Annotated in this window: 7 protein-coding genes; 6 read left to right on the top strand and 1 reads right to left on the bottom strand. The window is 55.1% G+C overall.

What is annotated here, in order from left to right:
• Positions 1-50: 50 nt before the first annotated feature.
• The 6 genes from H9S92_RS04305 (at position 51) to H9S92_RS04280 (ending at position 12051) form a co-directional block, all read left to right on the top strand.
• Positions 51-893, top strand: coding sequence for a glycoside hydrolase family 16 protein (locus H9S92_RS04305; protein WP_187465487.1), 843 nt, complete (start codon positions 51-53; stop codon positions 891-893).
• Between the two features lie 315 nt (positions 894-1208).
• Positions 1209-4625, top strand: coding sequence for a hypothetical protein (locus H9S92_RS04300; protein ID WP_187465486.1), 3417 nt, complete (start codon positions 1209-1211; stop codon positions 4623-4625).
• 119 nt (positions 4626-4744) lie between these two features.
• On the top strand, positions 4745-5935 hold the full coding sequence (locus tag H9S92_RS04295; RefSeq protein WP_187465485.1) for a glycoside hydrolase family 17 protein: 1191 nt from the start codon (positions 4745-4747) through the stop codon (positions 5933-5935).
• Between the two features lie 67 nt (positions 5936-6002).
• The gene (locus H9S92_RS22180) at positions 6003-8396 is read left to right on the top strand and encodes an MFS transporter (RefSeq protein ID WP_187465484.1); all 2394 of its coding nucleotides are present in this window, start codon (positions 6003-6005) and stop codon (positions 8394-8396) included.
• 13 nt (positions 8397-8409) lie between these two features.
• Positions 8410-9300, top strand: coding sequence for a glycoside hydrolase family 17 protein (locus H9S92_RS04285; RefSeq protein WP_187465483.1), 891 nt, complete (start codon positions 8410-8412; stop codon positions 9298-9300).
• 42 nt (positions 9301-9342) lie between these two features.
• On the top strand, positions 9343-12051 hold the full coding sequence (locus tag H9S92_RS04280) for a helix-turn-helix and ligand-binding sensor domain-containing protein (protein ID WP_187465482.1): 2709 nt from the start codon (positions 9343-9345) through the stop codon (positions 12049-12051).
• Positions 12052-12496: 445 nt separating this feature from the next.
• Here the strand turns inward: H9S92_RS04280 and H9S92_RS04275 are convergent.
• On the bottom strand, positions 12497-12766 hold a 270-nt coding region (locus H9S92_RS04275), incomplete at its 5' end, for a T9SS type A sorting domain-containing protein (protein ID WP_187465481.1).

Here is a 12766-nt window from a genome sequence, read left to right as displayed (position 1 = left end):
ACTAAATGCGGGTCAACTCCCCTGCTCCATCCACCAAAATACATTTCAGCATGAAACTATCCAATAAAACGATCCGCGGGTTTTACCTCCTCCTTCTGGTAGTGATGACCAGCCTGGCCCTTGGCCTGAGCAGCTGCGAAGCGGACCAAACCCAAAACCTGGAAGAGCGTACCTGGCGCGTAGTCTGGAGCGATGAATTCGACGGTGCCGCTGGCCAACTCCCCGACCCCGGAAAATGGACCTACGACCTCGGCACGGGCGACAATGGCTGGGGCAACGCGGAATTGCAGTCCTACACGAGCAATCCCGAAAACGTGTCCCTCGACGGTAACGGCAACCTGCAGATTACCGCCCGCCGAAACGGCAATTCTTTTACCTCGGCGCGCATCAAAACCCAGGGCATTTTCGAGCAGGCCTACGGGCGCTTCGAAGCGCGGATGAAAACGCCCTACGGACCGGGCCTGTGGCCGGCGTTCTGGTTGCTGGGGGCCAACATCGATGAAGTCACCTGGCCCCAGTGCGGCGAGATTGACGTCATGGAATTGCGCGGGCAAATCCCCGATAAAATTGCCGGCAGCCTCCACGGCCCTGGCTACTCGGGAGGCAATGCCATCACTTCCGATTTTGCCCTGGAAAATGGCCGCTTCGACAGCGAATACCACGTATTTGCCATTGAGTGGGGCCAGGATTATATCGACTACTTCGTAGACGATTTCCTTTACCAGCGCATCGAGAAAAAAGACGTTCCGGGAGAGTGGGTATACAACCAGCCCTTCTTTATGATCCTCAACGTTGCCGTGGGCGGAAATTACGTCGGTTTCCCTACCAGCCAGACGCCCTTCCCGCAGCCCATGGTCATCGACTACGTGCGCGTATCGGAGCGCACCAATTAATCGCGGCTTAAATTATCCCTGCGCTGGATACTTCTTTTCGCAAGGATATATTACCAAGGGCGCGGACGCAGGTGCCGGGTAAGTTGAGGGAGCGAAGGGAATGCCTCCGTTGCTCCTTATCCCTTCCCTGGCACCTGCGGCCGCGCACTCCGAATAAAGCGAATAGGCGAATAGATGCCCCCGCGGCCAGGACGGGCAAAGAAGGCGGAAAAAGCTGAACGCCAGTGCATTAGCAAACTGATACTACGCAATAAGCCAAGCGCGCGAACGCCGTTCCGTAGTGTTGTTTTATGCCTTAAAATAAAATAAAATTTCATGGAAGATCTCCAGCGAATTGAGTGGAACAATGAGCATTTTTATAAGATCTCAAATGTGGATACGTTTCGTCCATTTTTCATGAGCGTCGTCAGTGACGGCAACCACTGGATGTTTGTGGCCAGCAACGGGGGTATTTCTGCCGGCAGGAAAAATGCAGAATACGCCTTATTCCCCTATTACACCGACGATAAAATTACCGAATCGGCAGAAATTACGGGCAGTAAATCCATTTTCCGGATCCGCGTAAATGGTGCTGACCGGGGCACCTGGGAGCCCTTTTCCATCCGCGGGGAAGGCCGCTTTCGCACCAGCCGTAACCTTTACAAGAGCATTTATGGCAATAAAATAATTTTCGAGGAAATCAACCACGATTTTCAGCTGTCCTTCCAATACCAGTGGAGTTCTTCCAACCAGTTCGGCTTCATTCGTACGGCCACCTTAAAAAATGATTCGGCAGAAGAAATTTCCGTGGAATTATTGGACGGCTTGCAAAACATCCTTCCCGCCGGCGTCCCCAGTGATTTGCAAAACCGCACCAGCAATTTGGTGGATGCCTACAAAAGAAGTGAACTCCACGCGGCAACCGGCCTTGGTATTTACGCACTCAGCGCCATCATCGTGGACAAAGCCGAGCCCAGCGAAGCGCTGAAAGCCAACGTAGTCTGGTCTCTGGGGCTGGATGCCCGCGGCCACCTGCTCTCCGCCCGCCAACTGGGCAATTTCCGGCGGGGCGAGGGAATTACTCCGGAAACCGACGTAAAAGGAGAAAAAGGTGCCTATTTCGTGCACGCTACCCTGGTCCTGCCCGCTCAGGCTACGCGGACGTGGACCATTGGCGCGAACGTCAACCAGGACCACGCGGCGCTGGCCCGATTGATCCAATTGCTAACCGAACCCGAGCCATTGGCGGCGGAGGTTGCCAGGGAAACCGACCTGGGCACCCAAAACCTTCTGGCCCTCTGCGCGGCGGCCGATGCCCTGCAGTGTACCGCCGATCCGCTGCGGGATACGCGCCACTTCGCCAACGTGCTGTTCAACATTATGCGCGGAGGGATTTTTGACGACAATTACAACATTGAACGGCAGGACCTCCTGAATTACCTGGCCAAGGCCAATCACCAGGTCAGCAAAAACCAAAGAGAAGTCTTGCAGCAGCTTCCCGAAAAATGCTCCCTGCACGAGCTCACGGCGCTGGCCGAAGCCACTCCCGACCCCGATTTTCAGCGCCTCTGTCTGGAATATCTGCCCCTGAAATTCAGCCGCCGGCACGGGGATCCCAGCCGGCCGTGGAACCGCTTCTCGATTAACACCCATAACGAGTCCGATGGGAGCAAAATCCTGGATTACGAGGGCAACTGGCGCGATATTTTCCAGAACTGGGAAGCGCTCGCCCACAGTTACCCCGATTTCCTGCGGGGGATGATTTTTAAATTCGTCAACGCCAGTACCTTCGATGGCTACAACCCCTACCGGGTTACCAAAGACGGCTTCGACTGGGAGACCATCGAGCCCGATGATCCCTGGTCTTACATCGGCTACTGGGGCGACCACCAGATCATCTATCTACTGAAGCTGCTGGAATTGCTCGAAAAACACCAGCCGGGCAGTGTGGCTGATCTCTTTGGCAAATCCTTCTTCGTTTACGCCAACGTACCCTACCGCATTAAATCCTACGAAGCCATCCTGGACAACCCCAAAGACACCATTGACTTTGACGCGGCGCTGGACCGGGAGATTCACGCCAGAAAAGAGCAAATGGGGGCCGACGGTGCCCTGCTGCGCGACCGAACGGGGAGTATCCACCGCGTAGGATTTCTGGAAAAATTACTGGCTACCCTGCTGGCAAAACTCGCCAATTTCATCCCCGAAGGCGGCATTTGGATGAATACCCAGCGCCCCGAATGGAACGACGCCAACAATGCCCTGGTGGGCAACGGCGTCTCCATGGTGACGCTCTATTACCTGCGCCGTTTCATTGTCTTTTTTGATCAGGTGCTGGACCACGGGGCGGAACAGGAAATGGCCATTTCCGAGGAGTTAAAAGGGCTTTTCGACGGCATTTTTGCGGGCTTCCAGGCGCATACCTCCTTGCTCAGCGCGGGCCTGGACGACCGGAGCCGCAAGCAAATGCTGGACGCCCTGGGAACGGCTGCCCACGCTTTTCGCCAGCGGATTTACGCGCAAGGATTCAGCGGCAACACCCAACTCATCCTGAGCAAGGACATTCGCCAACTGCTGCACACCAGCCTGGCCTTCATCGACCACAGCATCCGGGCGAATAAACGTGCCGACGGCTTGTACCACGCCTACAACCTGGTCGGTATTGATGCGGCAGGGCTTTCCGTCGGTCATTTGAGCGAAATGCTGGAGGGGCAGGTGGCGGTTTTAAGTGCTGGGGTACTGGCCCCGGCCGACTGCCTGGAAGTGCTGGACGCGCTGAAAAACAGCTCGCTTTACCGGAAAGACCAAAACAGCTATATCCTCTACCCCGATAAAGACCTCCCCGGCTTTTTAAGGAAAAACACGGTACCTGCGGCCGCGCTGAAAGCATCCCCCCTGCTGCGGGAAATGTTGCAGCAAAAAGATACGCGCATTATTACCGAAGACGTCACGGGAGCATTCCACTTTAACGGCAATTTTAAAAACAGCGGCGACGTCAGTAAAGCCCTGAACGCCATCGATCCGGGCCGTTATGACAGCCTGACGCCAGAAAATAAAAAGCAGGTCCTGGGCATTTTCGAGGAAGTGTTTAATCACCGGGAATTTACCGGCCGCTCGGGTACCTTTTTTGGTTACGAAGGCCTGGGGTCTATTTACTGGCATATGGTATCGAAATTGCAACTGGCGGTGCAGGAATGTTGCCTGCAGGCCATTGCGGCGGGGGCTCCGCAGGAAATTACCGGGCGGCTGGCAGCCCATTATTACGCAATTAACGAAGGGATTGGGGTACATAAATCCCCGGCGCATTACGGTGCTTTCCCCACCGATCCCTATTCCCACACTCCGAAGGGAAAGGGCGCCCAACAGCCGGGCATGACCGGGCAAGTCAAAGAAGACATCATCAGTCGCTTTGGCGAATTGGGCCTGGTAGTAGCCGGGGGAGAATTGCATTTCAAGCCCGATTTGCTCCGGGCACAGGAGTTTCTTTCTACCGGCAGCGTATTTGATTATATTGACCTAAGTGGCCAAGCCCAAAGCAAGCATGTGCCCGCCGGGGCCCTGTGTTTCACTTACTGCCAGGTACCAATTACCTACCGGCGGGCGGAAAATACCGGGGTAGAAATCATATACGCCGATGGCGCCCTGCAAAAAAATCCCAACCTGAAATTAGATCCCGAAACCAGCAAAAAAATCTTTGCACGCACCGGAGCGGTACGCGAGATTTTGGTTGCACTGCCAATTCAAAACGAATGAAGTACCTGGGAGCCACCCGCAGCGGAAACTGCCGAAAAATGGGTATTCTACGCTTAGCCGCCCTGATATTCGGTGCATTCTGTTCGCTACACACCTGTTCTTCGGAAAATCAAACACCCATGGAAGCACCCCACCTCACCGCTGCCGAAATACTGGGAAAACCGGGTTATCACGCCATATCGTACGGAGGTTACCGCAGTGTGACGCGGGATACCCAACCCAGCCTGCAGCAATTAAAGGAAGATATGAAAATCCTGGCGGCAATGGGCGTCCGGATTATTCGTACCTACAACGTTCACCTGCCCCACGCACCGAATGTTTTGCTCGCCATCGAAGCCCTGAAAAAGGAAGACCCCGGCTTTGAAATGTACGTCATGCTGGGTGCCTGGATTGACTGTAAAAATGCCTGGACGGACCTCCCACCAGACCATAACGCGGAGAGCGAAAGAAATGCTGCGGAAATTGACCGGGCCGTCGCCCTCGCGCAGCAACATCCCGACATTGTAAAGGTTATTGCCGTGGGCAACGAAGCCATGGTAAAATGGGCGACCAGCTATTATGTGCAGCCGGGCGTGATCCTGAAATGGGTAAATCATTTGCAGGCGCTCAAGCAAAAGGGGGAATTACCCAAAGACCTCTGGATCACCAGTTCCGATAATTTCGCGTCCTGGGGCGGTGGCGGCAGTGAATACCACGTAGAGGACCTCAATAAGCTGATTCACGCCGTGGATTACATTTCCATGCATACCTACCCCATGCACGATACGCACTACAATCCGCAGTTCTGGGGCGCGCGGTCGCAGGGGCCGGGAAAAGACAAAAAAGCCATGATCGAAGCGGCCATGTTGCGCGCCAAAGCCTACGCCATCAGCCAATATGACTCCGTTGCCCACTATATGCAAAGTCTGGGAGTGGATAAACCCATCCACATTGGCGAAACCGGCTGGGCCAGCAACGACAACAGCCTGTACGGCGCGGAGGGCTCCCGGGCCACCGACGAATACAAGCAAAGCCTCTTCTACCACCATATCCGCAGTTGGACAGACGAAAAAAACATCGCCTGCTTCTACTTTGAAGCCTTTGATGAGCCTTGGAAAGACGCCCAAAACCCCGGGGGTTCCGAGAACCACTTCGGATTGATCAACCTCCGCGGGCAGGCCAAACACGCCCTCTGGCCACTGGTTGACGCCGGCGTTTTTGCGGGCCTGACCCGCGACGGCAACCCCATCACTAAAACATTCGGCGGGGATACCACCAGCCTGCTGGCCAGCGTAGCGCTTCCACCGGTTGATACCCTCCAGGAACGCTAAAGGCACCACCGGCAGGCTCCCCCACTGTACCCGTATTTCACTACTCACTCAGTTTAAAGTTAAGATCATGTCTAAAGTCAATAACGAAGTAATTGATATTCCTGCCATAGACGGAAAAGCAAGTAGCAAAGTCCCTTTCGGCCAAAAAGTAGCCTTTGGCCTGGGAATGCTGGCCAACCAGATGTTCCCTGCCGCGCTGGGGATTTTCATGGTGGTGTTGGTGCAAGACCTGGGCTTCCCCGGCTGGATGTGGGGCCTGATCTACTTCCTGCCCCGGATCTTCGACGCTTTTTCGGACCCCATCATGGGATTCATCTCCGATAATACCCGCTCCGTTTGGGGCCGCCGCCGCCAGTACGTTTTTCTGGGGGCCATCATCATGGGTATTTCCTTCATCATCATGTGGCAGGTGTACCGGGAAAACAGCCTCGAATACAATTTCACCTACTTCCTCGTCTGGTCCTTCATCTTCTACCTCGGCCTGACCATCTTTAGCGTGCCCTACGTGGCCATGGGCTACGAGATGAGCGACGACTTTCACGAGCGGACGAGCATCATGGCCACCGCCCAATGGATCGGGCAGTGGGCCTGGGTTATCGCGCCCTGGTTCTGGGTAATTATGTACGATCCCGCCTGGTTTGAAAATGCAGATGCAGCCACCAGAAATCTATCGATTTGGGTCGGTATTTCCTGCATGATTCTGGCCATGATGCCCGCCATTTTTATCAAGAGCGAATCCACCAAAAACGACGAAAGTCTGGCGCCCCTAAATTTTAAAAACATCGGCGGCAGCCTGAATGAGATTTTCTATGGTTTCGTAGAGGCCTTCAAGATTGTTCCCTTCCGGCGGATGTGTATCGCTACCTTCTTCATTTTCAACGCCTTCAATACCGTAGCAGCCTTCTCCTTTTTCATCGTCGTTTACTACCTCTTCAGCGGAGACTCGGCGGCGGCGGGCTTGTGGCCAACGCTGTTTGGCAGCGTTGGGGCGCTGGTGACCACCTTCGCAGTTATCCCGACGGTGGCGTGGATGTCCAGAAAAATGGGAAAGAAAAAAGCCTTTATGGTAGCCCAGGGCATTTCTGTCTTCGGCTACATCCTCCTTTGGTTTCTTTTCATACCGGGTAAACCCTACCTGTTCTTATTTGCCCTTCCGTTCTTTTCCTTTGGCATCGGCAGTTTGTTTACCTTGATGATGTCCATGACTGCCGACGTCATTGATCTCGACGAATTAAACACCGGGAAGCGCCGGGAAGGAATTTTCGGGGCCATTTACTGGTGGATGGTAAAATTCGGTTTCGCCATCGCCGGTGGATTGAGTGGCGTCATCCTGAGTTTTGTGGGCTTCAGCCCGGAGTCGTATACCGAAGAATCCATCACGGGTTTAAGAGCTTTCTTTTCGGGCGTGCCCATTGCCGGTACGTTGATTGCCCTGTTCGTCATGCGGAAGTACGACCTGACGGAGATGCGCGCCAACGAAGTGCGGCAGGCCATTAACCTGAAAAAACTGGGCCTGGGCACTTCTTCAGCGTACCAGAAAGGAAAACTGGAATCTTTGGCGGGGAAAAGCATTCACTCCACCACAATCGGGCGGGATTTCAGCCGCGCCTCCAAAGCTGAGTTGCAGCAATTGTTTGCGGAAACCCTCGAAAATAAGCTTCCCGGCTTGTGCTTCAGCCCATACCTGGAGCGTCAGGATCCCAGTGACGTGCTCTCCGAGGTCCAGATTTTGGACCGCCTGCAAACGGTACAGCCCTTTACCCACGCCATTCGCTCCTTCTCCTGTACGGGCGGCAACGAACTGATTCCGAAACTCGCCCGGGAAAAAGGCTTGCGTACGGTGGTCGGGGCCTGGATCAGCAGAGACAAAGTCCGCAATGAAAAAGAGATCAATGCGTTGGTCGGGCTTGCCCAGGACGGAGTAGTGCATATTGCCACGGTAGGCAACGAAGTATTGTTGCGGAACGAATTATCCGTAGGCGAAATCATCGCCTACCTGCAGCGCGTCCGGGCTTTGCTCCCCGCCGGCGTCCAACTGGGCTACGTCGATACCTACTACCAGTTCCTGAGTCACCCCGAACTGATCGAATACTGCGACGTGGTATTGATCAACTGCTATCCATTCTGGGAAGGTGCCGACATTGCCCACTCTTTGGCCTACTTCGAGCGCATGTACGACTTGGTAAAGGCCATTGCTGGTAATAAGGAGGTAATGGTTACCGAGACGGGCTGGCCCAGTGAAGGCCAGGAAGTAGCAGCCGCTAAACCCTCCGCCGAAAATGCCATGAAATACTTCATCAACGTGCAGGAATGGGCGCGGGAAAAAGACGTTAAAGTCTTTTACTTCTCCTCCTTTGACGAAATCTGGAAAGTACAGCAGGAAGGAGCCGTGGGCTCCCGCTGGGGGCTGTGGGATAAGGACGGTGTTTTGAAGTATGGCACAGCAGGTAAATTAATCTAAACATTCCGCAAACATGTCGTATAAATCAGGCAACAGATTAGCGCTTTCCGGACTGGACTTTACCGACCAGAGCCGAACCGAAATAGCTAACCAGTTTTTGGGCACGTTGGAAAGGGGGATGCACGGTATTTGCATGAGCCCCTATGAGGAAGGACAGCAGCCGGGCGACCAGCTCACCGAAGAGCAAGTCCGCCGAAGGCTAAAAATCATCCAGCCTTTCTCCAACTGGATTCGCTCGTTCTCCTGCACCGAAGGCAATGAACTGATCCCTAAAATAGCCCGGGAAATGGGCCTCAAAACGCTGGTCGGGGCTTGGCTCGGGAAAGACGCCGAAAAAAACGAAGCCGAAATCGCCGGCCTCATCGAACTGGCCCAGGAAGGCTTGGTGGATATCGCGGCCGTAGGCAACGAAGTCCTCTACCGCAACGACTTGGATGAGGCAACGCTCCTGGCCGCCATCCAGCGGGTCCGGGCAGCCGTACCAGCCGGGGTGCCCGTAGGCTACGTCGATGCTTACTACGAATTCCGGGACCATCCCCAGGTGGCCGATGCCTGCGACCTGATCCTGGCCAACTGCTATCCCTACTGGGAAGGCTGCGCCCTGGAATACTCCCTGGTCTATATGAAAGACATGTACCAGCAAGCGCTCAAGGCCGCCAAAGGCAAAAAGGTAATCGTAACCGAAACCGGCTGGCCCAGCCAGGGAAAGGGATTGGACGGGGCTCACCCCTCCGAGCTCAATGCCATGAAATACTTCATCAATGCCCAGCGGTGGTCGGCCGAAGAACAAATTGATCTCTTCTATTTTTCTTCCTTCGACGAGTCGTGGAAGGTGGGCGCCGAAGGTGACGTTGGAGCCTACTGGGGCATCTGGGACAAAAACGAAGAACTCAAGTATGTCTAGCTGCCCCAACGCATTTTCGCGGAATGACTACCTTGGGGGGCAATGGGAAGACTAAGGACCTGGACTCTGGGGATTTGCCTGGCGGCGGCCGCCTTATGCTGCGGCCAGAAATTTCCTACCAAGGGCGTTCCCCTGCTCCAACACTACCCACCCGAAACTTACGACCGGGCAGGAAAAGCCTGGGACATCGCCTCGGCTCCTAACGGATTGGTCTATTTTGCTACCGACAAAGGACTGCTGGAATTCGACGGGCAGCAGTGGCAGCGCTTTTCGGGCAGCAGGGGATTTACCCGCTCGGTGCTGATCGAGTCAGACTCGGTGCTTTACTCGGGTTCCGACAAAGACTTCGGTCGCTGGCAGCGCACCCCGCAGGGCAGCTTCACCTTCACCTCCCTCTATCCTTTCCGCGACAGCAACGATGGCTTAAACGAGGAGTTCTGGGCTACCTACAAAATCAAAGATTACCCCGTTTTCGTTTCCTTTGACAATATCTACGTCTACGCCGAAGCGCAACTCACCAAAATTGCCGCCCCCCACCGGTTTACGGGCAGTTGTGCCAGCGGAGAACTGATTTATCTCTTCGACGAATTGGACGGCTTATTTGCTTTCGACGGACTGAGCCTGAAGCCCGTAGTCCGATTTCCGCCATCGTCTGGCCAAACGCCCCGCATCGTGGGTGTCCAGGAAACGGGGAACGGACTACTGATCGTCACCCGCAACCAAGGCCTGTTCCGTTTTGCCACCGGGCAATTGACTGCCGTGGATGCCCCCATCAATCCTTACCTGCAACAAGACCAGGTCTTTTCCTTCACCCCCGTAGACGGCACCCACTACGCTTTTGGCACCGTGCTCAATGGCATCTACATCAGCGACCTGGCCGGAAACATCACCCAGCACATCAATCGCCAAAAGGGCCTGCTCAACAATACCATCCTGGCCGCCCACTACAGTCCCCAGGGCAAACTCTGGCTGAGCATGGACTTTGGCATTTCTTCCGTCCAACTCTGGAGCGGAGTGGCGTATTTCCTGGACGTCCCAGGCAAGGTGGGGACTGGCCACACGGGCCTTCTTCACGGGGGCATTTTTTACCTGGGCACCAACCAGGGGCTATATTACGCCGACTGGGAAATGCTCAATAACCGCGCTGCCCTTCCTGCATTCAAGCTGCTTGCGGGGTCATCAGGGCAGGTATGGGACCTCAGGATTATCGACGGCAAAGTACTGGGGGGCCACGACCGGGGCCTTTTTCAACTCAACGGGGAAACCCTCGAGTGGTTGGGCAGCCAGGAGGGAACGCTCGGTATCCTGAAAATAGCGGAAGGGCAGTTGCTGGCCGGCACTTACAACGGAATCGCCCTATTCGAAAAAATAAACGGTGCATGGCAATATGTCCGCAAAATAGCCCCCATCCAGGGAGCCTGCAGTGCCCTCTTGCTGGAGGATGCGGAGACCCTTTGGATCAATTTACCCAATTACGGCCTCCTCCGCGCCAGCCTGGACCAGGACCTGGGAGTCGAGGCACAGAAAATTTTTCCCGCCGCCCAATTCAATAACGAAACAATTCACCTGCAAAAGACGGACGGAGCCATACAGGCCATTACCACCGGGGCCGTTTATACCTTCCAGCAAGCGGAAATGGACTTCAGCAAAGGACCCGCGCCAGCCCAGACCGTCCATATTAAAAACCCCTTGGCGGGAACCCTCTACCCCACTCCACTGGATTCGGTTTACGGTTTTTTTCCGGTGTATAATGGCTTCGCTTTAATCAACCGGAAGTTCCGGGCGGAACCCGCCGTCATCCCGCCACTTTCCATTCGTCGTGTTGTAGCATTCAATAACGACACTACGCAAATACTGGCCGAGGGAGACGAAATTCCGCACTACCTCAATCACCTCCGGGCTAACTTTAGCGTCCCCCAACAAGACCGGGTAAGCTACCAGTATACCCTTGATCCGATTTCGGACCAGTGGAGTGACTGGGCGGAAACCACCGAGGCCGAATTCGTCAATCTGGCAGCAGGAGCATACACCCTGCGCGTGCGGGCAAACGGGCCGGAAGGCCAACTTTCCGAGGCAACCTTCTCATTTTCCGTAGGAGGACCGTGGCATACCTCGTACTGGGCTTACCTGCTCTACGCGGTGGTTTTCTTCCTGCTTCTCGGGCTCAACCATCTGTGGCAAAGCAGGAAACTGCGGGAGCAAAGCCGGCAGCTCCAGGTCCGGGATAAAGTAAACGCCCGGCTCCAGGCCGCCGCCGAAGAGAAAAACAACTTGCTAAAGAAATACGCCCAGCTCGAAGAAGCCCTCTCCGAAATCAAAAAACAGTTGCGCGGCAAAACCATCGAACTGGCCAGGAAAGCTAAAGAAAGTGACGAAAAAGGCCGGGTATTGCAAATTCTGAAGGAAAAACTCGATAGCCTCACCCAACAGACTCCGGCCATTAAATTTCAGTTGACCCAGCTCAGCCGCGTCCTCGATAACTACGAAGAAACCGAAGACAATAGCTTCAGCCTGCAAATGGAGGAACTACACCAGGATTTTCTCAATCGCCTCAGCGAGCGCTTCCCGGAATTAACCCATTACGATTTAAGACTTTGCGTTTACCTGAAATCAGGTTTAAGCACCCGCGAAATTGCCGAATTAATGAACGTTCTGGCCTCCAGCGTAAACGTCAGCCGCTCCCGACTACGCAAAAAATTAGATTTGGGAACCAAAGACGATCTTTATAAATTCCTGAATAGCGTGGAATAACTTTTCCATCCCATCAAATACAAATCCTCATCTCCTTTTTTCGGGCGCGGCCGCAGGTGCTGTGCAAGGAAAAAGAGAGCAAGGTATTGTCGCGGCTTCAGCCCGACCCCCAAGACCGAAGGTCGCTAAAGGTATTGTCGCGGCTTCAGCCCGACCCACAAGCCCGCAGGTCGCTAAAGGTATTGTCGCGGCTTTAGCCCGACCACCAAGGTATTGTCGCGGCTTCAGCCCGCCCCCCAAGACCGCAGGTCGCTAAAGGTATTGTCGCGGCTCCAGCCCGACCCACCAGGTATTGTCGCGGCTTCAGCCCGACCACCAGGACCGCAGGTCCCACCACCAAAAGAGAAAAGCCCCACCACTCCAACCAGGGAGCAGCGGGGCCTGTACTGTCGCGGCTGTAAACCCGACTAAACTTGTCGCCCATCAGGGCAATGCCTATTTGGTCCTACCGAACCACCACCATCTTACGGGTAGCGGTAAAGTCGCCGGCCGTCAGCGTGTACGTCAGTACACCCGCCGCGCCCAGTTCCGCTGCCGTCAGCGTCACCTGGTTGCGGCCAGCCGTAGCCTCCAGCTTGCGCGTCAGCAGCAGGCGGCCAGCGGCATCCTGTACCGTCAGCGTCGCTGCACCGGCAACGGCCAGCTCGTAGCGGATCACCGTCTCACCGCGTACCGGGTTCGGCGTGTTCTGCAGCAGGGCGTTCAGGCCCGTGGC

This window comes from Neolewinella lacunae, assembly GCF_014349155.1.
GTDB classification, from domain to species: Bacteria; Bacteroidota; Bacteroidia; order Chitinophagales; family Saprospiraceae; genus Neolewinella; species Neolewinella lacunae.
The sequence above is the reverse complement of the archived record's forward strand: the minus strand, read 5'-3'. Positions and strand labels throughout refer to the sequence as shown.